The following is a 22976-nucleotide window of genomic DNA, read 5'->3' on the forward strand; positions in this document are numbered from 1 at the left end:
GCGGCGCGTCCCCCGATCCTACTCGCTCGCCCCGACGGGCCCGGGCAGGCCGGAGGGCCCGGTCCGTGCGGACCGGGCCCTCCGGGCGCTGCTCACCGGCGGTGGCCGGCGGGGATCACTTCGCGATCTGGCGCAGCACGTACTGCAGGATGCCGCCGTTGCGGTAGTAGTCCGCCTCGCCCGGCGTGTCGATGCGCAGGACCGCGTCGAACTCGACCGTGGCGCCGTCCTCCTTGGTGGCGACGACCTTCAGGGTCTTCGGCGTGGTGCCCTCGTTGAGCGCGGTCACGCCCTGGATGTCGAAGCTCTCCGTGCCGTCGAGGCCCAGCGACTCCGCCGACTCGCCGGCCGGGAACTGCAGCGGCAGCACGCCCATGCCGATGAGGTTGGAGCGGTGGATGCGCTCGTAGCTCTGGGCGATGACGGCCCTGACGCCCAGCAGGGAGGTGCCCTTGGCCGCCCAGTCGCGCGAGGACCCGGAGCCGTACTCCTTTCCGCCCAGCACGACCAGCGGGACGCCGGCCTCCTTGTAGTTCATCGCGGCGTCGTAGACGGTCTCCTGCGGGCCGCCGTCGCGGGTGAAGTCGCGGGTGAAGCCGCCCTCCACGCCGTCCAGCAGCTGGTTCTTGATCCGGATGTTGGCGAAGGTGCCGCGGATCATGACCTCGTGGTTGCCGCGGCGGGAGCCGTAGGAGTTGAAGTCCTTGCGCTCCACGCCGTGCTCGATCAGGTACTTGCCGGCCGGGGTGTCGGACTTGAAGGAGCCCGCCGGGGAGATGTGGTCGGTGGTGACCGAGTCGCCCAGCTTCAGCAGCACCCGGGCGCCCGTGATGTCCTCCACCGGGGTGGTCTCCATCGTCATGCCCTCGAAGTACGGGGGCTTGCGGACGTAGGTGGACTGCTCGTTCCACTCGAAGGTCTTGCCGGTCGGGGTGTCCAGGTTCTGCCACCGCTCGTCGCCGTCGAAGATGGTCCCGTACTCGCGGGTGAACATCTCCGTGTCGATCGAGGAGTCGATGATCTTCTGCACCTCGGCCGGGTCGGGCCAGATGTCCTTGAGGTAGACGTCGTTGCCCTCCGCGTCCTGGCCCAGGGGCTCGGTCTCGAAGTCGAAGTCCATGTTCCCGGCCAGGGCGTAGGCGATGACCAGCGGCGGGGACGCCAGGTAGTTCATCTTCACGTCCGGGTTGATCCGGCCCTCGAAGTTGCGGTTGCCCGAGAGCACCGAGGTCACGGCGAGGTCGTTGTCCTGGATCGCCTGGGAGATCTCCTCCTCCAGCGGACCGGAGTTGCCGATGCAGGTGGTGCAGCCGTAGCCGACGATGTAGAAGCCGAGCTCCTCGAGCGCCGGGACGAGCCCGGACTTCTCGTAGTAGTCGGTGACGACCTTCGAGCCCGGGGCGATCGAGGTCTTCACCCACGGCTTGGCCTTGAGGCCCTTCTCGACGGCGTTGCGGGCCAGCACGGCCGCGGCCATCATCACCGAGGGGTTCGAGGTGTTGGTGCACGAGGTGATCGAGGCGATCGACACGGCGCCGTGGTCCAGCTCGAACTCGCGGCCGTCGGGCATGGTCACGGGGACCTGCTTGACCGGCCGGTCGTCCTCGGCGTGGGCGTGGTGCTCGCGCGGGCGGTCCGCCTCGGACTGGTGGTCGTCCGCGGTGTAGCCCGGGGCGTCGGAGGCCGGGAAGGACTGCGCCGCGACGTCGTCCACGGTGTCGCCGGAGGCGGCGTCGTCGACGTGGGTGGCGTAGTTCTTGATGTCCTCGTGGAACTGCGCCTTGGCCTCGGTCAGGGCGATGCGGTCCTGCGGGCGCTTGGGCCCGGAGATCGAGGGGACCACGGTGGAGAGGTCCAGCTCGAGGTACTCGGAGAAGGTGATCTCCTCAGAGGAGTCGTGCCACATCCCCTGCTCCTTGACGTACGCCTCGACGAGCGCGACCTGCTCGTCGGAGCGCCCGGTCAGGCGCAGGTACTCGAGGGTGACGTCGTCGATCGGGAAGATCGCGGCGGTGGAGCCGAACTCGGGGCTCATGTTGCCGATGGTCGCGCGGTTGGCCAGCGGCACCGCGCCCACGCCCTCGCCGTAGAACTCGACGAACTTGCCGACCACGCCGTGCTCGCGCAGCATCTCGGTGATCGTCAGCACCACGTCGGTGGCCGTGGCGCCGGCGGGGATCTCGCCGGTGAGCTTGAAGCCCACCACGCGCGGGATGAGCATCGAGATGGGCTGGCCCAGCATCGCGGCCTCGGCCTCGATGCCGCCCACGCCCCAGCCCAGCACGCCCAGGCCGTTCTCCATGGTCGTGTGGGAGTCGGTGCCCACGCAGGTGTCGGGGTAGGCGCGCAGCGCGCCGTCGACCTCGCGGGTCATCACGACGCGGGCGAGGTTCTCGATGTTGACCTGGTGGACGATGCCCATGCCCGGGGGCACGACCTTGAAGTCGTCGAACGCGGTCTGGCCCCAGCGCAGGAACTGGTAGCGCTCGCCGTTGCGCTGGTACTCGATGTCCATGTTGCGCTCGATCGCGTCGGCGGTGCCGAAGGCGTCGATCTGCACGGAGTGGTCGATGACCAGCTCGGCGGGCGCGAGCGGGTTCACGCGCGAGGGGTCGCCGCCGAGGTCCGCGACCGCCTCGCGCATGGTGGCGAGGTCGACGATGCACGGCACGCCGGTGAAGTCCTGCATGATCACGCGCCCGGGCGTGAACTGGATCTCGATGCTCGGCTCGGCCTCGGCGTCCCACTCCGCCAGGGCCCGGATGTGCTCGGAGGTGATGTTGGCGCCGTCCTCGGTGCGCAACAGGTTCTCGAGCAGAACCTTCAGGCTGTACGGGAGCTTCGCGGCCCCCTCCAGCGCGTTCAGTCGGAAAATCTCGTACTCGGTGCCGTCGACGTCGAGGACGCCTTTGGCTCCGAAGCTGTCCACCGTGCTCATGTGCGTGGAACTCCTCTCGCCACCGTCTTGGAAACGCCCACGGGAGGGACCCGGCACACCGCCGTGCGTTCTCCCGTGAACAGTCACTGGCCAGTGTAGCCCGTGTGCGACGGGCGCCACGGAGCGCCCCTCCGGGCGGGCGTCACGGAGGCGCCGCCCGGAGGGGCTCAGGGCTCGAGGACGGCGAGGGTCTCGACGTGGTGGGTGTTGGGGTACATGTCGAAGGCGCGCACCTGCCGCACGCGCCAGCCGGCGCGCCGGAACCGCCCGAGGTCCCGGGCGAGGGTCGCGGGGTCGCACGCGAGGTAGGCGATCCGGCGGGGGGCGAGGGCGATCAGCCGGTCCACGACCTCGCGGCCGGCGCCGGCGCGGGGCGGGTCCAGGACCACGGCCCCCGGTCGGGGGATCCCCGCGCCGCGGCGGGCGCGGCGGCGGCCGCGCGGCACCGGGCCCGCGTCGGGCCACAGGCGGGCGAGCACGCGGTCCACGCTGCCGCGCTCGACGCGCACGGCGGGACGGCCGGCGAAGGTGCGCCGGGCGTCGGCGCTCGTGACGGGCGAGCCCTCGACCGCCACGACCGTGCCCGTCTCCCCCACGGCGTCGGCGAGCGCCGCGGTGAACAGCCCCGCCCCGGCGTAGAGGTCCAGGGCGGTGCCGCCGGGCTGCGGGGCGGCGGCGGCGGGCACGAGCCGGTGCAGCAGCTCCGGGGCGGCCCGGTGGATCTGCCAGAAGCCCCCGGCGGAGACCTCCCACCGGTGGTCGCCGGCGTGCTCGACGACGGCGGGCCGGCCCGCCCAGGGGGCCGGCCGGGCCGCGCCGTGCGGGCGGGCGGCCACGGAGGTGCCGGCGGGCAGCCGGGCCGTCTCGCGGCGCAGCCGGTCCTCGTCCGCCCCGGCGGCCAGCTCGAGGTGGACCAGCGGGGCGCCGCCGTCGACGGGGGCGGCCACGTCCACCCGCTCGACCCCGCGCAGGTCCAGCCCGGCGAGCCCGAGGGCCCCGATCCCCGGCAGCGCGAGCGGGAAGTCGGCCACCGGCACGACGGCGGTGCTGCGGTGGGGGTGCATGCCGATCCGCCCGGCGGCGTCGACGGCGAAGTGGACCCGGGTGCGCCAGCCGAGTCCCTCGGGGTCCTCCCCGGGCATCGGCTCGACCTCCACGGGTCCGTCGAGGCCCGCGAGCCGGCGCAGCTGCTCGGCGACCACGGCGGCCTTGAGCGCCCGCTGGGCGGGCAGCGCGGCGTGGCCGAGCTCGGCGCCGCCCACGGGCGGGCGGCCCTCGGCCCACGTGCGCAGGGAGTCCGCGGGGGCCCAGACGTGCCGCTCGCGGCGGGCGGGGTCGGCCTCGAGGACGGCGACCACGTCGGCGCGCCAGTAGCGGGCGGACTCCCCGGCGTCGGTCAGGCGCACGCGCACGCGCTCCCCCGGGAGCCCGTGGCGGACGAAGACCACACGCCCCTCGGGGGTGCGGGCGACGGTGTGCCCGCCGTGGGCGACGGGCCCGAGGCGCAGCTCGAGCTCGGCGGGCGGGGTGCCGGCGGGGTCGGCGGGGGCGGGAGGGGTCACGGGCGGTCTTCCTGCTCGGGGGCGCGGCGGGGGCCGGCGGCGGCGGACTCGGGGCCGACGTCGCGGCCCTGGGCGGTGGACAGGTGCCACGGCACGGAGGCGGTCATCACGCCGCGCTCCTGGTGCAGGCGGGCGCGCAGGGGCCGGATGGCCTGGTTGTGGAGCAGCCGCTCCCAGCGCCGGCGCACCACGTACTCGGGCAGGTAGACGACCACGAGGTCCCGGGGGGACTTCCGCCGCACCCCGCGCACGTGGTCGACCACGGGCCCGATGGTGTCCCGGTAGGGCGAGTGCAGCACGGTCACGGGCACGGGGATCTCCAGGCGCTGCCACTCGTCGAGGATCCGGCGGGTGGCGGCGGCGTTGGTGTCGACCACGACGGCCTCGAGGGTGGAGGGCCGGGAGGCGCGGGCGTAGGCGAGGGCGCGCATGAGCGGCTTGCGCACGGAGGAGACGTAGATGACGGCGTGCACGCGCGAGGGCAGGGCCCGCACCGGGGAGTCGGGCTCGAGAGCGAGCTCGGCGTCCACGGCGTCGTAGTGGCGGCGGATCCCGGCCATCACGGCCCCGAGGGCGGCGATGGCCACGAGGGTGATCCACGCGCCCTGGGTCAGCTTGGTCACGAGCACCACGACGAGCACGGCCGCGCACAGCACGAAGGCCACGAGCGCCACGGCCCGGCGCGGCAGCAGCGCCCGCCGGGCCTCGGGGCTGCGGCGGGCGCGGCGGACCCGGGACCAGTGGCGCAGCATCCCGGCCTGGGTGAGGGTGAAGGAGAAGAACACCCCGACGATGTAGAGCTGGATCAGCCGGTTGACGCTGGCCTCGAACGCCACGGTGAGCACCACGGCCACGAGCAGCAGCACCACGATGCCGTTGGTGAAGGCGTAGCGGTCCCCGCGGGCCTGCAGCTGCCGGGGCAGGAAGGCGTCGCGGGCCAGCCGGGAGGCGAGCGTGGGGAAGCCGGAGAAGGCGGTGCTGGCGGCGAGCACGAGCACCGCGACGGTCGCGGCCGCGAGGACGTAGAACCACAGCGAGTCGGTGCCGAACACGGTGCGGGCCAGCTGCCCCAGCACCGGGTACTGGTAGAAGTCGGCGGGCGGGTGGCTGCCGTCGATGAGCAGCTGCTGGTCGGGGTCGGCGACGACGACCACGTCGGTGCGGTCGGCGAGGTAGAGCACCCCGGCCAGCAGGGCGGCCGAGAGCGCCCCGAGCACCCCGAGGGTCGCGGCGGCGTTGGCGGCGCGGGGCTTGCGGAAGTAGGGCACGGAGTTGGTGATGGTCTCCACGCCCGTGAGGGCCACCGCCCCGGAGGAGAAGGCCCGGAGCACGACGAGGGCCCCGGCCAGCCCGGCCAGCCCGGCGTCGTGCCCGGCGGCCGGGAGCACCTCGTAGCCGGCGCTGGGGGCCGGGCCCAGCCCGCCGGTGAGGTCCAGGACGAGGCCCGTGAGGATCAGCGCGGCGAGCACGGCGAGGAAGAAGTAGGTGGGCACCGCGGAGGCCCGGCCCACGAAGGCGAGGCCCCGCAGGTTCAGCAGGCCCACGAGCAGGATCCCGGCCACGGCCAGCTCGACCCGCCGGTCGGCGAGCCCGGGCAGCGCGGCGGTGACGTACTGGGCGCCCGTGGCCATGGACACGGCGACGACGAGGGCGTAGTCGGCCATCAGCGCCGCGCCCACGCCCACGCCGGCGGTGCGGCCGAGGTTCTTCGAGACGATCTCGTAGTCGCCCCCGCCGGAGGGGTAGGCGTGCACGTTCTGCCGGTAGGCCGTGATGACGACCGCCAGCACCACGAGCACCGCCAGGCCCACCCAGGGCGAGACCGCGATCGCGGTGGTGCCCGCCAGGGCGAGGGTGAGGATGATCTCGTCGGGGGCGTAGGCCACCGAGGAGAGGGCGTCGGCGGAGAACACGGGCAGCGCCGTGCGCTTGGGCAGCACCGCCTCACCGGCCCGCTCGCTGTGGATGGGCTTGCCGACGAGTGCACGCCTCAGCGCCCGGGGAATGCTCTGCACGGCACCCCACGGTAGCCCCTCCCGCCCCGCTTGTCCGCCGGCCCCTCCGCCGGGCGGTCCCGGGCCCGTCCTGTTCGGGCCCGGGACCGCTCCGCCGCGGGCCCCCCCGCGCCGGCGCGGCCCGGCCGGACGCGCGCCCGGCCCGCGGGGCCGGGCGCCCGGGCGGCGCCGGCTCCTCCCCCGCACGGGTCCCGCACGGGCGCACCGGCGGCGCCGGGGGTCCCCGGCGGTGGCCTAGGCTGGGGCCCATGGCGCACTTCGTAGTCATGGGAGTCGGGCGGGTCGGCGTGATGGTCGCCCACGCCCTCGAGGACTCCGGGCACACCGTGGCGGTGATCGACCAGGACGACCGCGCCTTCCGGCGGCTGCGCCGCGACTTCGGCGGGAAGAAGGTCACCGGTGTGGGCTTCGACCGGGACGTGCTGCGCCGGGCGGGGATCGAGGAGGCCTACGCCTTCGCCGCGGTCTCCAGCGGGGACAACTCCAACATCATCGCCGCGCGCGTGGCGCGCGAGACGTTCAAGGTCCGCCGCGTGGTGGCGCGCATCTACGACCCCAACCGCGCGGAGTTCTACCAGCGCCTGGGCATCCCCACGGTCGCGGCCGTGCGCTGGAGCGCCGACCAGGCGCTGCGCCGGATCCTGCCGGAGCAGACCATCACGGGCGACTACCGGGAGGCCTCCGGGCGGCTGCAGCTCGGGGAGCTCTCCCTCGACGACTCGTGGTCGGGACTGCACCTCGAGGCGATCGAGGAGGCCGCCGGGGTGCGGGTCGCGTTCGTGACCCGCTTCGGGGAGGGCGTCCTGCCGGGCCCCGACACCAGCTACCAGCGCGGCGACGTGGTGCACGCGATGATGCGCACCGACGAGGTCGAGGCCGTCTCCCGGATCCTGTCCCGGCCGCCCTCCCCCGACGTGCTGGACCTCGCCAACTCCCTGCGGCGCGACGCCGACGGGGCGGCCGAGGACGACGGGAGGCAGGGCTGATGCGGGTGGTCGTGGTGGGCGCGGGCGCCGTGGGCGCCTCGATCGCCCGGGAGCTGCTGTCCCACGGCCACGAGGTCGTGATCTTCGACGAGAAGCCCGAGGTGATCGGGCGCTCGGACCTGCGCGGGGCCCAGTGGATCATCGGCGACGCCTGCGAGCTCTCGACGCTGCGCGAGGGCGGGCTGGAGGACACCGACGTCGTCGTGGCCGCCACCGGCGACGACAAGGCGAACCTCGTGGTGTCCCTGCTGGCGCGCAGCGAGTTCGGGGTGCCGCGCACCGTCGGGCGGGTCAACAACCCCAAGAACGAGTGGCTCTTCGACGACGCCTGGGGCGTGGACGTCGCCGTGTCGACGCCGCGGCTGATGACCGCGCTCGTCGAGGAGGCCGTCGAGGTCGGCGACGTCGTGCGGCTGCTGACCCTGCAGACGGGCGGGGCCTCGCTGTCGGCCTACACGGTCCCCCACGAGCACCCGGTGATCGCCACGATGGTCTCCCAGGTGCCGTGGCCACCGGACGTCTCGCTCGTGGCGATCCTGCGCGACGGCGTGCCCATCACCCCCTCGGGCGACGACGTCCTCGAGGGCGCCGACCAGCTGTTCTTCGTCTCCAGCGCCGAGGGCGAGGCGCAGCTGCGGGCGATGTTCACGACCGCCGACCGGCGCCCGCACGAGGACCCGGCCCCGTAGGGGTGAGCCGCGCGGGTCAGATCCCGTCCTGCTCCTCGGCGGCGATCTGCTCCGGCGGCCGCGAGACCAGCCACGCGAGCCACAGCGTGAGCGCGTACAGCGGCACGCCCATCGCGATCCGGGCCACGCCCAGCCCGGTGAGGTTCTCGGCGAGGTAGAGCGGGACCTGCACGAGCAGCCGCGCCGCGAACATGGCCATGAGCATGAGCGTGGCCACCCGGTAGGCGCGCCGGCGCACCGGCACGGCCCGCCACTCGGTGCCCTCCCCGCGCACGAACCCGTAGAAGACCCCCAGCAGCGGCCACCCCACCGCCAGGGAGACCCCGAGGCCGAGGAACCAGGCGGCGTTGATCCAGAAGCCGGGCACGTAGTAGTCGAGGGCCTCGCCCGTGGCCCGGGCGAACAGGGCGCACACGGCCACCCCCACGAACCCCGACAGCGCCTGCACCAGGCTCTGCCGCTGGAGCAGGCGCAGGACCGTGAACACCGCGGCGGCCCCCAGGGACGCGGTCAGCGCCGGTCCCAGGGCGCCGCCGACCAGGAGCACGACGAGGAAGACGAGCCCCGGCAGGACGGTCTCGGCCAGCCCCCGCCAGCCGCCCACGGCGTGCAGGACGTCGAGCTGGCCGTCGTCGCGGCGGCGCATGCCGGAGCGGGCCGCGTAGGCCGCGACCGAGCGCTCGACGTCGTCGCGCCCGGGGCGCTCCGGCCCGGGGGCCCGCTCGCCGCTCACCGGGGGACCCGGTCCGTCGGCTCGGCGGTGGGCGCGGGGAGGGTCTGCCGCATGGGGCACCTGCCTATCTGCTGACCTGCTTGGCGATGATCTCGTAGCGGGGGTTGAAGATCGTGGGCCGGCCGTCGCGGAAGCTCACCACGCCCACGCAGCGCAGCCGGGTGCCGGCCCCCACGCCGGGGACCTGCCGCTGGCCCTGCCAGACCAGCCGCAGGGGGCGGGCCCGGCCGGGGCCCTCCGCCGGCGCGCACTCGGGCACGAGCAGCGCGGTGTAGTTCTGCGCGCCCGAGGCCGGGGGCACGGTGACCTCCTGGACGAGGCCGCTGGCCATCACGCGGCGGCGCCGGGCGCGCCCGGCCACGGCGGGGTCGAGGTCGGCGGCGCACACCGGCGCCTCGGTGACGACGTCGATCGCGCCGGTCCCTCCGGTCGTCGCGGGCAGGTCGGCGGTGCGGTGCAGGACGGTCACGGCTCAGCCGATCTCCGTGATCTCGGGCCCGCGCCGGGGCGGTGCCGCCGGGGGCTCCTCCCCGGCGGGGCGGCGCACCGCGCCCTCGGGGACGGTGAGCGGGATGAGGTCGCGCGGGGGCATGGGGTCCTCGCCGCGCACGACCAGGAGCTCGCGCACGACCTCCTCGAGCTCCCCGGCCTCGTCGGCCACGGCGGCCGTGCCCGTGAACACGGCGCGCACGAACCAGCGCGGGCCGTCCACGCCCACGAAGCGGGCCAGGCGGTAGCCGCGCGTGCCGTCCGAGGCGGTCGCGGGGAAGCGGGTGAGCACCTGGAGGCCGAAGGGGCCCTCCTCGACCGTGGGTTCGCCCTCGCCCTCGCGCAGGGACTGGACGAGCTCGCGGCGCACCTCGTCCCACAGCCCCTCGGAGCGGGGCGCGGCGAAGGCCTGGACCTGCACGGAGCCGCCGCCGAGGTCGAGGGCGACGGCCCGCGGGCGCTGGCTGCGCTCGTCGATCTCCAGGCGCACGCCCAGTCCCGGGCGCGGCTTCACGAGCAGCGCCCCGAGGTCGAGATAGCCCTCGCGGTCCGGCACCCGGGCGGCGTCGCGCGGGCCCTTCGGGTCCTCGCGCCCGTCCCCGGCCGCGGGCTCGGGCGCGGCGGGGGCCGGGTCGGCGGCGCCGGTGACCGGCTGCTTCTTCTTGCGACCGAACATGTTCTTCGTTGCTCCTCCGTCGGCAGCGGGTGCCGGCTCCTGGGCCGGCCCGCCGCGCCCTCGCTGGGCGCCGGCGGGACCGGGTGCGGGGGGGGTGTCCTCAGGCGGTGCCGCTGGAGCCGAAGCCCGCGGCGCCGCGCGCGGAGTCCGGCAGGTCGGCGACCACCTCGAACTGCGCCTGCTCCACGCGCTGCACCACCAGCTGGGCGATGCGGTCGCCGCGGCGCACCTCGAAGGGCTGCTCCGCGTCGGTGTTGAGCAGGGTGACCATGATCTCGCCCCGGTAGCCGGCGTCCACCGTCCCCGGGGCGTTGACCACGGTGATGCCGTGGCGGGCGGCCAGGCCCGAGCGCGGGTGGACGAAGCCGGCGTAGCCCTCCGGCAGGGCCACGGCGATCCCGGTCGGCACGAGGGCGCGCCGGCCCGGGGCCAGGACCAGGTCCACGCGCGAGCGCAGGTCCGCGCCCGCGTCGCCGGGCCGGGCGTAGGCGGGCGGGGGCAGGTCGGGGTCGAGGGCCTGCAGCGCCACGCGGAGGGGGCTCCGGGTGGCCGGCGGCCGGTGGGCTGTCGACTGGTCGTTCACAGTGCCCCACTCTAGCCCGCTCCCTCCCCGCCCCGGCGCGGGCGGCGGAAGAGGTCGTGCGGTGCTCGTGAGAGAATCGGGGCATGTCCCGTCCCGCACCCTCCGACCCCGGTCCCGCCGACGCCCCGCGCACCCGCCCCTCCTCCGCCGGCGGGGTGCTCTACGAGGAGCGCCTCACCCCCGCGTGGTGGATGTGGCTGCTCGTGCTCTTCGCCGGGGTCGTCGTGCTCGTCTCGCTGGCCCCCATCGACATGGTCGTCGCCGTCGTGGCCGCGGTCGTCGCCGCCGGCGGCGCCGGTGTCCTGCTCGTCACCTCGAGCCGGTCGATCGTCGTCACGGACGAGCACCTGCAGGTGGGGCGGGCCCGCATCGAGCGCCGCTTCGTCGGCGGGGCGGAGGCCTTCCGCGGCGACGACGTGCGCCGGGTGCGCGGCCCGGAGCTCGACGGGCGCGCCTACATGAACTTCCGCGCCTCCGTGGGACCGCTGGTGCGGATCCGCATCACCGACCCCGTCGACCCGACCCCCTACTGGCTGACCTCCACCCGCCACCCCGAGCGGCTCGTCGAGGTCCTCACCGGCCCCTGAGCGACCGGGCCCCGACCGGCCGGGCCCAGGGCGGCCGGGCCCAGGGCGGCCGGGCCCGCCCGGACGTCCCCCGTGCAGGCCCCGTGCAGGACGAGAACCCCGCCGCGACGTCCGTCGCGGCGGGGTTCTCGTGGCGCACCGGCCCGCGCAGGGCCGCCCGGGGAGCGCGGCGGGGTCTCAGCCCACGCACTCGACGCAGTACTTCACGCCGTTCTTCTCCTCGGCGATCTGCGAGCGGTGGCGCACCAGGAAGCAGGAGCCGCAGGTGAACTCGTCCTCCTGCGCGGGCAGGACGACCACGGAGAGCTCCTCGTTGGACAGGTCGGCCCCCGGCAGCTCGAAGCTCTCGGCCGCGGCCGCCTCGTCCTCGTCGACGCTGCCCGACTGCGAGTCGCTGCGGCGCGTCTGCAGCTCCTCGATCGAGTCCTCCTTGAGCTCGTCGTCCTGCTTGCGCGGCGCGTCGTAATCTGTGGCCATGGTGAGGTCTTTGCTCCAATGGGTCCGGGGATGGGCTCCGGCGGGGCGTCGGAGAGGCCCGCCCGGCCCTGTATCGCGTAGATTGTTCACCAAACGGGGTCAAAAATCCAACCGTGGCGACCGTCCCGGAGCACGCCCCGGAACCGCTCCCGGACGGTGCCGCACGGCCCCTCCCGGCCCGCGCTCCGGCCAGTAGGATGGGGGCGCCGCGCGGGGAGCACGCCGTCGGCCCGTTGCCGCCCCGCCGACCGCCGCGGCGCACCCCACAGACCCACCGGAGGATGAACAGCATGGAGCAGCTGCGCCTGGCAGGCGTGCACGACGACGGCGAGCACCTCGTCCTCGAGGACGGGACGGGCACGCGCCGCCTCCTGCGGATCGACCAGGAGCTGCGCCTCGCGGTGCAGCGCGCCCGCCGGCTGCCGGGGGGCCGGCCCCGCGGCGCAGGACAGTTCGGTCCCCGCGAGATCCAGGCCCGGTTCCGCGCCGGGGCCACCGTGGAGGAGATCGTCGCCGAGAGCGGGTGGGAGGCCGCCCGGGTCCGCCGCTACGAGTGGCCCATCCTCGCCGAGCGCGCCCACGTGGCCACCGAGGCCCAGAAGGTGGAGATCGACGACCCCACCGCCCACCGCGGCTACCACTCCGTCTTCGAGGGCGAGCCCCTGACCCTGGGCCGGGCCGTCGCCCACCGCGCGGGCCAGCTCGGGGTGGACCCCGCGAGCCTGGAGTGGGACTCGTGGCAGCGCGAGGACCAGCTGTGGACGGTCGTGGCCCGCTTCGCCGTCGACGACCCCGCGGCCGGACCCGGCGAGGAGCCCCCCGCGGAGTGGCTGTACAACCCGGCCAACCAGAGCGTCCGCCCGGCCAACGCGTGGGCCGAGGCGCTCACGGAGCCCCCGCGCCCGGACACCCCCGTCGCCGCCGCCCTCGGCGTGCTGCCCGGCGGCGCGGACACCGCCCCGGCGCCGCTGCGCCGCCCCGCCGTGGAGGCCGACGAGCTGCTCGACGTCCTGCAGTCCCGCCGCGGGCAGCGCATCGGCGAGGACGAGGAGGGCGACGACGCCCTCGCCGAGCTGCTCGGGCGCGGGATGGGCCGCTCCGAGCGCCGGCCGCGCCCGCTGGCCGCCCCGGAGGACCTGCCGGTCTTCGACCGCCCCTACCAGCCGGCCACCGAGTTCCCGGACCCGGCCGGCCCCGCGGCCCCGCCCCGCCCCGCCGAGTCCGGGGCCGAGCCCGGTGCGCAGCCCTCCGTCCCCGGGCCGGAGGCGTCCCCCGCGGCCGGGACCGGGGTGGACGGCGCCGGCCCGGAGCCGGCGGCCGAGGACGCGCCCGCGCCCGCCGCTCCGCAATCCGGCGGCGAGGACGGACCGGCCGACGGCGGCACGGGCACGGACCCCGGGGACGACGGGTCCTCCGCGCGGCCGCGCCCGCGCAACCGCACCGGCAAGTCCCGCCGCTCCACCCGCTCCTCCGTCCCCAGCTGGGACGAGATCGTCTTCGGGAGCTCCTCGGACCAGTAGGTCCGGCAGCACCGGGCGGTCCGCCGCCCCTGCCCGCGGCCCGGCCCCGCCCGGCAGCGCGCGCCCTGCCGGGTCCCGGGCCGGCGGCGCGCTACAGTGCACCCAGCAGGGGACCGCGCCGCGGCCCCGCACCCGCGCGCTCCCCCACCTGGCGCGCCCGGCAGAGGACGAGACCGCGTCAGGGGCTGCACGGCATGGCCAATTCCATCCAGGACGATCTCTTCGGGGAGGACGACTTCGACGCCTCGCCGGGACCGGCCGCACCCGCGCGGCCGGCGGGCGCCGCCGACGCCGACCAGGGCCTGGACCTGCTCGGCGGGCTGGGCGCCGTCGACGAGGACCCCGACCGGTCCCCCGCCGCAGCGCCGCCGTCCTCCGGTCCCGCGGCCGCCGCCCCGGGGGCGGGGGCACCGGAGGCCCCCGCCCCCGGAGGGCTCGTCGCCGGGCTGGTGGCAGGGGCGGTCGTGCTCGTGCTGCTGACCGGGCTCGGGGCCCTCTACCTCGGCGGCGTCGGCCGCGACCTCTTCGGCGCCGGGCGGGAGGCGGAGTTCGTCCCCGCCCCGGAGGTCACCACCGCGCCGTCCCCCACGCACTCGCCGACGCCTGCGCGCACGCGCACGGCCACCCCGACCCCCACGCCGAGCCCGACCCCGGAGCCGGTCGCCCCCGCGCCGTACGTGCCGCCGCAGCCGGCCCCCGCGCCGCCGCCCGTGCCCGAGCCCGTGGCACCGGCGCCGCCGCCCCCGCCGGCACCCGCCCCGGTGCCCGCCCCCGCGCCGCCCGCCCCGGCGCCCCCGCCCCCGGCGCCGGAGGAGCCGACGGCCCCGCCCGCGACGTCCCCGGCCGGGGGCGCCGAGGAGGAGCTCCCCGGGGCGGGCGGCGAGGACGCCCCGGACGCGGACGAACAGGACGCGGACGCACAGGATCCCGCCGGGGAGACCGGCGAGGACCGGCCCGGGGCGGACGCCGGGGACTGAGCCCGGATCAGGCCAGGCGCAGCAGGGGGACCTCGCGCTCGGCCCGGGTCAGCGAGCCGTGCTGGCCGACCATCGCCAGGACGCTGGCCGGCTGGCGCCGGAGGTCGAACAGCGCCAGCGGCTCCCGTGCCAGGACCAGCAGGTCCCCGATCCGCCCGCGCACCTCGTCGCGGACCTGCGCCGGCGGGCCGAAGTAGCCGGCGGCCAGCGCCGCCTCCCGGGTCACGAGCCAGGTCCGCGACCCGAAGTGCTCGCGCCAGGCGGCGACCAGGTCCCCGGCCTCGCGGGACGAGAGGCCGGGCTCGAGGTGCAGCTGGACCGCGCGCGGCTCGCCCGCGGTGTGCCGGACCCCGTCCAGCAGCCCCGGCAGCGCGGAGTAGTCGACCCGGGCGGCGGCCGGGACGTCGAGCATGCCGTGGTCGCCGGTGACCAGCACGGTCGTGTGCTTCGGGACGCGGGCCACGAACCGGCGCAGCGCCCCGTCGAGCTCCTCGAGCTGCTCGGTCCACTCGGTGGACTCCCAGCCGCGGGCGTGGCCGGTGCGGTCCAGCTCGTCCCAGTAGAAGTAGACAAGGCTCTCGCGCCCGGGGGCGAGCTGGTCGAGCGCGGTGCTCACCCGGGCGGCGGGCCCGTCCGCGGGCACGAAGCGGCCCCCGCGCAGCGCCGCCCCGGTCAGGCCCGAGCCGGCGAACCGGTGCCGGCTGACCGTGACGACGTCGACGTGCTCGGCGGCGCGCTCCAGCACGGTGGGCACCGGCTGCCAGCGGGCCGGGTCCACCGCGGGGTCCCAGCCGCCGAGCTGGTTGACGACCGCGTCCCGGGCCGGGTCGAGCACGTCGTAGCCGACGAGCCCGTGGCGGCCCGGGGGCGTGCCCGTGCCCAGGGAGGCCAGCGACGCCGCCGTCGTCGTCGGGAAGGCCGCGTCGAGGGTGCCGAGGGCCTGCGCCCCGGACAGCAGCGGGGCGTGGCCCGCCCGGGCGCGCAGCTGGGCGCGGCCGAGCCCGTCCACGAGCACGACGACGACGCGGCGCGCCGCCGGCAGCCCCAGCGCGTCGGTGAACCCGGGCACGCCGATCGAGGCGGCGGCGGAGCCGAGGACCTCGGCGACCGAGCGGGTGCCGTAGCGCGGCGGGGCGGGCAGGCCCTCGGGCAGACCGGGCAGGTGCTCCTCAAGGGCCCTCATCGGGCGGCGCCGCCGTCCCGGCCGGTGAGCCGGTCGGTGAAGCGGGTCCGCGGGGTGGCCGTGGGTCCCCGGCGGGGCGCCGGCGTGCGGGCGTGGACGGGCTGCGCGATCTGGGCGCCGTTGGTCAGCGGGGCCAGGTTGGCCCGGCGCAGCGTGCGGGCGAACTCGCGGGCGCCCTCGACCGCGGCCGGACCGTCCGCCTCCGCGCTGATCCGCAGGACGATGTCCTCGCGGGCGGCGGTGCCCGTGTAACCGTGGTCGGCCTGGCACTGCGGGTCGTCGCACACCGCGGGGGTCAGGTCCACGTGCAGGGTGCCCGTCCACGCGATGGCGAGCGTCACCTCGGAGATCGGGCTGTCGGGGCGGTAGTTCGCCGGTTGGTAGTAGGAGTAGCTGAGGGTCACCGAGCGGATCTGCGAGATGCCCACCGTCTCGGTGGACACGCGCGCCACCACGTCGCGGCCGTTCTCGTCGAACTCCTCGTCGTCCACGTGCGTGACGTGCAGGACGTCCTCGGCGAGCACGAGCGCCGTGATGTGGCGGTGCACCTCGGTGCGGTCGAGGTGGGTCTCGAGCTGCACGAGGTGGGAGACCGGCGACCGTCCGTCGAGGGAGTCCTGCACCACGTCGATCACCAGCTGGGGGTAGAACCCGGCCTTGTTGATGTCGTCGACCAGCCGCTGGCCGCGCTCACCTGAATACGTCATGGGGGCCATTTTCCCCCACCGGCCCGCCTCGGCCCAACACGGGCCCTCACCGGGCGCGGAAGAAGCACTCCTCCACGCCGCCGCCGCGGTCCTCGCACACCCGCTCCAGCACGTAGGGGTCCTCCTCCCCCGGCGTCTGCGGCGCGGCCGGGGTGGGGGCGGGCGCGGTCGGGTCCGGGGTCGTCGGCCGCCCGGACCCGCCCTGCTCGACGAGCAGCCACGCGCCCAGCAGCAGGGTGAGGGTGATCAGCGCCAGCAGCACGCCCCCCGCCGCACCGCGGCGGGGGGCTCTGCGGGGACGGGCGGGGGGCTCCCGCTCGAGGGTCGCGGTGGCCGCCACGGCCGCGGGGGTGACGGGCCCCTCCGGGACCGGGCCGGTGCGGGCCGGGGGTCCTCCGGGACCGGACGGGCGCCCGGGACCGTCGGGCGCCCGTCCGGTCCCGGCGGGCCCCGCGGAGCTCCCGGCCACGGGGCTCTCCCCCGTCCCGGGCCCCGCCCCGGGCTGCGTCGCGCCGGTCGGTGCCGCGCCGGCCCGCTCGGTCTCGGGCCCCTCCCCGGGGGCGGGGGAGCCGGCCGGGGCCCCGGCCGGCTCCCCCGCCCGGGGGCCCTCCGCGGCCGGTCCGGGCAGCGGCGTGCCGGCCGCGGCGGCCGCGACGCGCCGCGCCCACGGGGCGGGCAGCGGCTCGAGGACGTCGAAGACCTCGAAGGGCTCCCCGTCGCGGGTGCGGGCGGGGTCGAAGCGGCGCCGGGTGGCGGCGTCCGTCAGCGCGTGCAGCACGCTCACGGCCGCGCGCCGGCGCTGGGCGGGGTCCGGGGTCAGCAGCGCCGCCAGGTGCTCGGCGAGGTCTCCGGGCCGTCCCACGACCCGCCGGGCGTCGGCCGGCCCGAGGCCCTCCGGCGGCTCGAGCGAGGGGTCGAGCATGCGCAGGGCGGTGACCCCGGCCGCGTAGAGGTCCTGGGCGGGGTCCGGGTCCGCGAGCTCGTAGGCCTCCGGCGGGAGGTAGCCGGGGGTGCCCACGAGCGTGCCGGTGCGGGTGAGCCGGGCGTCCTCGACCCGCACGGCGATGCCGAAGTCGGACAGCAGCACGTGCGGTCGTCCCGTGCCGGTGCTCTCGAGCATGAGGTTGGCGGGCTTCACGTCCCGGTGGACCCACCCCTGGGCGTGGACGAACTGCAGCGCCTGCAGCAGCTGGGCGAGGACCTCCTCGACGAGCTCGGGCGAGGCGGCGCCGTTGTCCTGCAGCGCGGACTCGAGGGTGCCCCCGTGCACCAGGGGCATGGCCAGCACCACGTGGGCGTCCTCGGCGGCCCACCCGTAGGGGGCGAGCACGTGCGGGTGGTCGAGCTTCACCGACTGCTCCCGGGCGAAGCGCAGCAGGTCGGCGGAGTCGCGCTGGCGCAGCACCTTCGCGGCGCACAGCTGGTGCAGCCGCCCGTCCCAGGCGCGCCACACGGACCCGCTGCCCCCGCGGGCGATGGGGTCGATGAGCGTGTACCGCCCGGCGATGGTGTCGGCCACGTCCCCGCCGGCCTAGCTGCGCATGGCCCGGCGCGCGCTGTCCGTCCGCTGCTGCGGGTTGCCGAGCCCGACGGACGCGCCGAGCACGGTCAGCGACCCGGTGGACAGCAGCACCGGGTTCAGCTGCACCCGCGCGATCTCGGGGTGCCGGTCCTTGAGCAGGGCCACGCGGCTGATGAGGTCCTCGAGCCGGTTCACGTCCACGGCGGGCACGCCCTGGAGGCCGAAGAGCTTGCGCGCGGCCTTGGGCTCGCGCACCATGCGGGTGATGTCCTGGTCGGTCAGCGGGGGCACCCGGTGGGCCCAGTCCTCGAGGAGGTTCACGGCGTCCCCGGCCATCCCGAAGGAGACGACCGGGCCGATCAGCGGGTCCTCGATCGCGCGCAGCACCACCGCCTGCCCGGGCGGGGCCATCCGCTGGACCTCGAGGTCGAAGGAGCCGTAGGCGGCGAGCGCCGCGCGCATCGTGGCCACCGCCGCGCGCAGCTGCGCGGCGTCCTGGATGTTCAGCTGCACCCCGCCGAGGTCCAGGCGGTGGCGCAGGTTGGGGTCGGTCGTCTTGAGCACCACGGGCCAGCCGATCCGCTCGGCGGCGGCCACGGCCTCGTCCGTGCCGGTGAAGCGCACGCTGGGCAGGACCTCGATGCCGTAGGTGCCCAGCAGCCGGGCGGTCTGCCCGGGGTCGAGCTCCAGCAGCCCGTCACCGGGCACCCGGGGAGCCAGCTCCTCGACGAAGGTCTCGGCGGCCTCGCGGTCCACGCCCTCCGGGCCGGCGTGCACGCCCTGGTCCTGGGCCCGCCAGCGGGCGTAGTCCACGGCCTTGGCCAGCGCGCGCAGGGCCGCCCCCGGGGAGTCGAAGCAGGGCACGGTCAGCCCGTCGGGGCCGTGGTGGACCGCGGAGATCGCCCCCGGCTCGGTGCTGCCGGTGAACACGACGACGGCGGGGCGCCCGTGCTCCCGGGCGACCCGCCCGACGGTCTCGGCGATCTCCTCCCGCGTCGCGCCCGGCACGGGCATCAGCGTCACCACGAGGGCGTCGGCCCCGCGCAGGACCCGGTCGGCGGTGGCGCGCAGGGCCTCGAGGGCCTCGGGCCCGCCGGCGCCGGTCACGACCCCCGCCTCGACCGCGGCGACCTCCAGGCCCAGCTGCATGCAGCGGTCCTCCATGAGCTGGCCCAGGGCCAGGGCGTTGGAGACCAGTCCCGTGCGCCCCCCGGCGGGCAGCGGCTGGCCGGTGACGATCCCGGCCACGTCCATCAGCTGCTCGCTGCTCTCGGCGCGGATCACCCCGGCCTGGCGGAACATCGCGTCGAGCGCGCCGGGGGGCGCCTGGGTGGTGCGCCCGGTGTGGCCCGGCGGCAGGCGCAGGCCGGTGACCTCGCTCTTGGCCACGATCACCGGCTTGTGCAGCGACAGCCGCCGGGCGATGCGCGAGAACTTGCGCGGGTTGCCGACCGACTGCAGGTAGAGCCCGCAGGCGTGGGTGGCGTCGTCGTCCTCCCAGTACTGCATCATGTCGTTGCCCGAGACGTCCGCCCGGTTGCCCGCGGACAGGTGGGTGGACACGCCCACCCCGTGGCGCACGGCCGCCGCGTGCAGCATCGTGCCCACCGCCCCGGACTGGCTGAACAGCCCCAGGGTGCCGTCGGGCGGGAGGACGGGCAGCACCGAGGCGTTGAAGCGGTGGGCGGGACCGGTGCGGTACAGGCCCAGGCTGGCGGGCCCGACCACGCGCATCCCGTGGGAGCGGGCCCGGCGCACGAGCTCCCGCTGCCGGGCCCGGCCCTCGGCCCCGGCCTCGGCGTAGCCGCCCGTGACGACGACGACGGTGTGCACCCCGGCGGCCCCGCACTGGTCGACGACGTCGGCGACCTGGTCCACGGGCACGGCCACCACGGCCAGGTCGACCCGCTCGGGGACCTCGGCGATGGCCGTGGCGTGCACCATCCCCTCCCGGTCGAAGGGCGTGGGGCTGACCCCGAACAGCCGGCCCGTGAAGCCGGAGCCGATCAGGTGCTCCACGACCATCCGCCCGGCCTGGCCGGGGTCGCGGGAGGCGCCGATCACCGCGATCGAGGAGGGGCTGACGAGGTCGGCGATGGAGCGGGCCTCGGCCCGGTGCTCGCGGGCGGCCATCACGGCCAGGGACTTCTCGGTGGGGTCGATGTCGAAGCCGACCACGACCACGCCGTCGTCGAAGCGGCGGGTCAGCTCGTAGCCGGCCTCCGCGAAGACGTGGAGCATCTTGCGGTTCTCGGGCAACACCTCGGCGGAGAAGTGGTCGATGCCGTTCTCGCGGGCCGCCGCGGCCAGGTGCTCGAGGAGGATGGAGCCGATCCCGCGCCCCTGGTGGGCGTCGGAGATCATGAACGCGACCTCGGCGTCGTGCGGGTCGTGGGTGCGGTCGTAGCGGCCCACCCCGATGATCCGCTCCCCCAGCAGCAGCACGAAGCACACCCGGTCGCGGTGGTCGACCACCGTGAACCGGTCCAGCTCCCGGGCGCTGAGGGTCGGCTTGTAGGAGAAGAAGCGCAGGTAGATGCTGTTCTCGGACTGCGACTCGTGGAAGCGGCGGAGGGCGTCCCGGTCCGCCGGCGAGATGGGGCGCAGGTGCGCCGTGGCGCCGTCGCGCAGGATCACGTCGGCCTCCCAGTACTCGGGGTACCGGCCGGTGGTCTCCGTGTCCGCGGTCTCTGGAACCATAGGATTCAGGCTAGTAGACAAACCCGCACCGTCAACGGTGCGCCCCGGTGCGTCCCGGCGCGCTCGCCCGAGCCCGCCGGCCCGCCGGGGCCGACCCCCGACCCGAAGGACCCCCCTGCTGTGATGGCCCGCCGCCGTGCGTCCACCCGCCCGTCCCCCGCGGACGAGCTGCCCGCCGACTTCCGGGAGAACATCGTCGACATCGACGTGACCTCCGAGATGCGCACGAGCTTCCTCGAGTACTCGTACTCGGTGATCTACTCCCGCGCCCTGCCCGACGCCCGCGACGGGCTCAAGCCCGTGCAGCGGCGCATCCTGTTCATGATGGACCGGATGGGCCTGCGTCCGGACCGCGGCCACGTCAAGAGCGCGCGCGTGGTGGGCGAGGTGATGGGCAAGCTGCACCCGCACGGGGACTCCGCGATCTACGACGCCATGGTCCGCCTCGCCCAGCCCTTCGCGATGCGCCTGCCCCTCGTGGACGGGCACGGCAACTTCGGCTCGGTCGACGACGGCCCCGCCGCGTCCCGGTACACCGAGGCGCGCATGGCCCCGGCCGCGCTGGCGCTCACGGCCGACCTCGACGAGGACGTCGTGGACTTCGTGCCCAACTACGACAACCAGTTCTCCCAGCCGGGGGTGCTCCCGGCCGCCTACCCGAACCTGCTCGTCAACGGCTCCTCCGGGATCGCCGTGGGGATGGCCACGAACATGGCCCCGCACAACCTGCGGGAGGTCGTCGCCGGGGCCCGCCACCTCGTGGAGCACCCCGAGGCCACGCTCGAGGAGCTCATGCGCTTCGTCCCGGGCCCGGACCTGCCCTCGGGCGGGCGGATCGTGGGCCTCGAGGGGATCAAGGACGCCTACCGCACCGGCCGGGGCTCGTTCAAGACGCGGGCGAAGGTCTCGATCGAGCAGGTCACCCCGCGCAAGCAGGGCATCGTGGTCACCGAGCTGCCCTACATGGTGGGTCCCGAGAAGGTGACGGAGAAGATCAAGGAGGCCGTGCAGGCGAAGAAGCTGCAGGGCGTCTCCGACGTCGTGGACCTCACCGACCGCCGCAACGGGCTGCGGCTCGTGATCGAGCTCAAGAACGGCTTCAACCCCCAGGCCGTCCTCCAGCAGCTGTACAAGCACACTCCCATGGAGGACTCCTTCGGGATCAACAACGTGGCGCTGGTCGACGGCCAGCCGCGCACCATGGGCCTGCTGGAGCTGCTGCAGGTCTACGTCGAGCACCGCCTGTCCGTGGTGCGCCGGCGCACCGGCTTCCGCCTCGGGAAGAAGCGCGACCGCCTCCATCTCGTCGAGGGGCTGCTCGTCGCGATCCTGGACATCGACGAGGTGATCCGGATCGTGCGGGACTCCGACGAGACCGCCGTGGCCCGCGACCGGCTCGTCGAGGCCTTCGGGCTGAGCCGCACCCAGGCAGAGCACATCCTCGAGCTGCGGCTGCGGCAGCTCACGAAGTTCTCCCGCGTCGAGCTCGAGCAGGAGCAGGAGCGGCTGCGCCGGGAGATCGGCGAGCTCGAGGAGGTCCTCGCCTCCGACGCCCGGCTGCGCGCGCTGGTCTCCGCCGAGCTCGCCGAGGTCGCCGCGGCCCACGGCGACGACCGGCGCACCGAGCTGCTGGAGGCCGAGGCCCTGCCCGGACCGGCCGCGGCCGTCCTGCCGGAGCCCGGCCGGCGCGCCGGCGCGGGCCTGGCCCTGGAGATCGCCGACGACCCGTGCTGGGTGCTGCTGTCCACCTCCGGGCAGCTGGCCCGGACCTCCGTGCAGGTCCCGCTCGTGGACCCCCCGCGGCGGGTCAAGCACGACGCCCTGACCTCCGCGGTGCGCGCCACCGCCCGCGGCGAGATCGGGGCGCTGACCTCGGCCGGGCGGATGGTGCGCGTGCAGGTGATGGACGTGCCCGTGCTGACGGCCTTCGAGGGGACCCCGAAGCTCGGCGACGGCGTGCCCGTCAAGGACTTCCTCACCCTGGCCCGGGGCGAGCGGCTCGTGGGCCTGGCCCCGCTGGGCTCGGTCCTGGCCCTGGGCACCCGCCGCGGCGTCGTGAAGCGGGTCAACCCCGACCACCCGCTCAACCGGGAGGACTGGGAGGTCATCGGCCTCAAGGACGGCGACGAGGTCGTGGGCCTGGCCGAGTCCGCCGCCGACGACGACGCGCTGGTGCTGATCAGCAGGGAGGGCAAGCTGCTGCACTTCCCCGCGGGCTCGGTGCGCCCCCAGGGCCGCACCGCGGGCGGGGTCGCGGGGATGAAGCTCTCCCCCGGCGACGAGGTCGTGTTCTTCGGCGCGGTGCGCGCCGCGGACGAGACGCCCGTGGTCGTGACGGTCGCCCGCGCCGGCGAGGTGCTGCCCGGGATGTCGCCGTACTCCGTGAAGGTCACCCCGTTCGCGGAGTACCCGCCCAAGGGCCGGGCCACCGGCGGTGTGCGGGCCCACCGCTTCCTCAAGGGCGAGACCGGCCTCGTGCTGGCCTGGGCCGGCCACGGCCCGGCCAAGGCCGTCTCCGCCACCGGGGTGGCGCGGGCGCTGCCCGTCGAGCACGGGCGCCGGGACGGCTCGGGCGTGCCGCTGGAGCAGGTCATCGACGCCGTCGGCCCGGCCTACGGCTGAGCCCGGGGGC

The 22976-nt window shown here is 75.9% G+C and carries 18 protein-coding genes; 6 read left to right on the forward strand and 12 right to left on the reverse strand.

Annotation, left to right across the window (positions count from 1 at the left end; all coding sequences use genetic code 11):
• Positions 1-115: 115 nt before the first annotated feature.
• The 3 genes from LQU92_RS02320 to LQU92_RS02330 form a co-directional block, all read right to left on the reverse strand.
• Positions 116-2938 (reverse strand): aconitate hydratase, encoded by a 2823-nt coding sequence (locus tag LQU92_RS02320; protein ID WP_230660404.1) that lies wholly within the window; start codon positions 2936-2938, stop codon positions 116-118.
• A 167-nt stretch (positions 2939-3105) separates the two neighbouring features.
• Complete coding sequence (locus LQU92_RS02325; RefSeq protein WP_230660407.1) at positions 3106-4500, reverse strand: class I SAM-dependent RNA methyltransferase; 1395 nt, start codon at positions 4498-4500, stop codon at positions 3106-3108.
• On the reverse strand, positions 4497-6515 hold the full coding sequence (locus LQU92_RS02330; protein ID WP_101852497.1) for an APC family permease: 2019 nt from the start codon (positions 6513-6515) through the stop codon (positions 4497-4499). Before LQU92_RS02330 ends, LQU92_RS02325 begins: the two co-directional genes overlap by 4 nt.
• Before the next feature lie 248 nt (positions 6516-6763).
• Between LQU92_RS02330 and LQU92_RS02335 the strand changes: the two genes are divergently transcribed.
• Positions 6764-7501, forward strand: coding sequence for a TrkA family potassium uptake protein (locus tag LQU92_RS02335; protein WP_058858611.1), 738 nt, complete (start codon positions 6764-6766; stop codon positions 7499-7501).
• Positions 7501-8190 carry a TrkA family potassium uptake protein gene (locus LQU92_RS02340; RefSeq protein WP_230660410.1) on the forward strand — a complete coding sequence of 230 codons (690 nt, stop codon included), beginning with the start codon at positions 7501-7503 and terminating at the stop codon, positions 8188-8190. The genes LQU92_RS02335 and LQU92_RS02340 overlap by 1 nt, the downstream gene beginning before the upstream one ends.
• A 16-nt stretch (positions 8191-8206) precedes the next feature.
• Here LQU92_RS02340 and LQU92_RS02345 read toward each other — a convergent pair whose 3' ends face one another.
• From LQU92_RS02345 to dut, 4 genes are all read right to left on the reverse strand, one after another.
• Positions 8207-8923: a DUF3159 domain-containing protein gene (locus LQU92_RS02345; protein ID WP_230660413.1), complete on the reverse strand. Its 717-nt coding sequence runs from the start codon at positions 8921-8923 to the stop codon at positions 8207-8209.
• A gap of 64 nt (positions 8924-8987) precedes the next feature.
• Positions 8988-9392, reverse strand: coding sequence for a hypothetical protein (locus LQU92_RS02350; protein ID WP_230660416.1), 405 nt, complete (start codon positions 9390-9392; stop codon positions 8988-8990).
• Between the two features lie 3 nt (positions 9393-9395).
• On the reverse strand, positions 9396-10088 hold the full coding sequence (locus LQU92_RS02355; RefSeq protein ID WP_230660419.1) for a DUF3710 domain-containing protein: 693 nt from the start codon (positions 10086-10088) through the stop codon (positions 9396-9398).
• Between the two features lie 100 nt (positions 10089-10188).
• Complete coding sequence (gene dut, locus LQU92_RS02360) at positions 10189-10617, reverse strand: dUTP diphosphatase (protein ID WP_308071570.1); 429 nt, start codon at positions 10615-10617, stop codon at positions 10189-10191.
• A gap of 137 nt (positions 10618-10754) precedes the next feature.
• On the opposite strand from dut, the gene LQU92_RS02365 reads away from it, so the two are divergent.
• Positions 10755-11258 (forward strand): DUF3093 domain-containing protein, encoded by a 504-nt coding sequence (locus tag LQU92_RS02365; protein ID WP_101852501.1) that lies wholly within the window; start codon positions 10755-10757, stop codon positions 11256-11258.
• A gap of 177 nt (positions 11259-11435) precedes the next feature.
• On the opposite strand, the gene LQU92_RS02370 is transcribed toward LQU92_RS02365, so the two are convergent.
• Positions 11436-11735, reverse strand: coding sequence for a DUF4193 domain-containing protein (locus LQU92_RS02370; RefSeq protein ID WP_058858605.1), 300 nt, complete (start codon positions 11733-11735; stop codon positions 11436-11438).
• A 290-nt stretch (positions 11736-12025) separates the two neighbouring features.
• Here LQU92_RS02370 and sepH point away from each other — a divergent pair, with 290 nt between their 5' ends.
• Together sepH and LQU92_RS02380 are read left to right on the forward strand one after the other, a co-directional pair.
• Entirely contained in the window at positions 12026-13255 is a 1230-nt protein-coding gene (sepH, locus tag LQU92_RS14850) for a septation protein SepH (RefSeq protein ID WP_255666940.1), read from the forward strand.
• A gap of 194 nt (positions 13256-13449) precedes the next feature.
• Complete coding sequence (locus LQU92_RS02380; protein ID WP_230660685.1) at positions 13450-14232, forward strand: hypothetical protein; 783 nt, start codon at positions 13450-13452, stop codon at positions 14230-14232.
• A 7-nt stretch (positions 14233-14239) separates the two neighbouring features.
• Here LQU92_RS02380 and LQU92_RS02385 read toward each other — a convergent pair whose 3' ends face one another.
• The 4 genes from LQU92_RS02385 to LQU92_RS02400 are packed head-to-tail and all read right to left on the reverse strand — an operon-like array spanning position 14240 to position 20344.
• Positions 14240-15415 (reverse strand): alkaline phosphatase family protein, encoded by a 1176-nt coding sequence (locus LQU92_RS02385; protein ID WP_230660424.1) that lies wholly within the window; start codon positions 15413-15415, stop codon positions 14240-14242.
• A complete protein-coding gene (locus LQU92_RS02390) occupies positions 15412-16122 on the reverse strand; it encodes a DUF5998 family protein (protein WP_101852506.1) in 711 nt (236 codons plus the stop codon). The genes LQU92_RS02385 and LQU92_RS02390 overlap by 4 nt, the downstream gene beginning before the upstream one ends.
• A gap of 46 nt (positions 16123-16168) precedes the next feature.
• On the reverse strand, positions 16169-17641 hold the full coding sequence (locus tag LQU92_RS02395; RefSeq protein ID WP_230660427.1) for a serine/threonine-protein kinase: 1473 nt from the start codon (positions 17639-17641) through the stop codon (positions 16169-16171).
• Positions 17642-17653: 12 nt separating this feature from the next.
• Positions 17654-20344, reverse strand: a complete 2691-nt coding sequence (locus tag LQU92_RS02400) for a GNAT family N-acetyltransferase (RefSeq protein ID WP_230660430.1) — start codon at positions 20342-20344, stop codon at positions 17654-17656.
• Positions 20345-20467: 123 nt separating this feature from the next.
• Between LQU92_RS02400 and LQU92_RS02405 the strand changes: the two genes are divergently transcribed.
• Positions 20468-22966: a DNA topoisomerase (ATP-hydrolyzing) subunit A gene (locus LQU92_RS02405; RefSeq protein ID WP_101853176.1), complete on the forward strand. Its 2499-nt coding sequence runs from the start codon at positions 20468-20470 to the stop codon at positions 22964-22966.
• Positions 22967-22976 lie beyond the last annotated feature (10 nt).

Origin of the sequence: Kocuria sp. LUK (assembly GCF_021012935.1) — a bacterium.
Lineage (GTDB): Bacteria > Actinomycetota > Actinomycetes > Actinomycetales > Micrococcaceae > Kocuria > Kocuria flava.

Excerpts from the sequence above, each read along its gene's own strand:
- LQU92_RS02320 (WP_230660404.1), bottom strand. The coding sequence starts at position 2,938 with ATGAGCACGGTGGACAGCTTCGGAGCCAAAGGCGTCCTCGACGTCGAC.
- LQU92_RS02335 (WP_058858611.1), top strand. The coding sequence starts at position 6,764 with ATGGCGCACTTCGTAGTCATGGGAGTCGGGCGGGTCGGCGTGATGGTC.
- LQU92_RS02340 (WP_230660410.1), top strand. The coding sequence starts at position 7,501 with ATGCGGGTGGTCGTGGTGGGCGCGGGCGCCGTGGGCGCCTCGATCGCC.
- LQU92_RS02355 (WP_230660419.1), bottom strand. The coding sequence starts at position 10,088 with ATGTTCGGTCGCAAGAAGAAGCAGCCGGTCACCGGCGCCGCCGACCCG.
- LQU92_RS02365 (WP_101852501.1), top strand. The coding sequence starts at position 10,755 with ATGTCCCGTCCCGCACCCTCCGACCCCGGTCCCGCCGACGCCCCGCGC.
- LQU92_RS02370 (WP_058858605.1), bottom strand. The coding sequence starts at position 11,735 with ATGGCCACAGATTACGACGCGCCGCGCAAGCAGGACGACGAGCTCAAG.
- sepH (WP_255666940.1), top strand. The coding sequence starts at position 12,026 with ATGGAGCAGCTGCGCCTGGCAGGCGTGCACGACGACGGCGAGCACCTC.
- LQU92_RS02380 (WP_230660685.1), top strand. The coding sequence starts at position 13,450 with ATGGCCAATTCCATCCAGGACGATCTCTTCGGGGAGGACGACTTCGAC.
- LQU92_RS02385 (WP_230660424.1), bottom strand. The coding sequence starts at position 15,415 with ATGAGGGCCCTTGAGGAGCACCTGCCCGGTCTGCCCGAGGGCCTGCCC.
- LQU92_RS02390 (WP_101852506.1), bottom strand. The coding sequence starts at position 16,122 with ATGACGTATTCAGGTGAGCGCGGCCAGCGGCTGGTCGACGACATCAAC.
- LQU92_RS02400 (WP_230660430.1), bottom strand. The coding sequence starts at position 20,344 with ATGGTTCCAGAGACCGCGGACACGGAGACCACCGGCCGGTACCCCGAG.
- LQU92_RS02405 (WP_101853176.1), top strand. The coding sequence starts at position 20,468 with ATGGCCCGCCGCCGTGCGTCCACCCGCCCGTCCCCCGCGGACGAGCTG.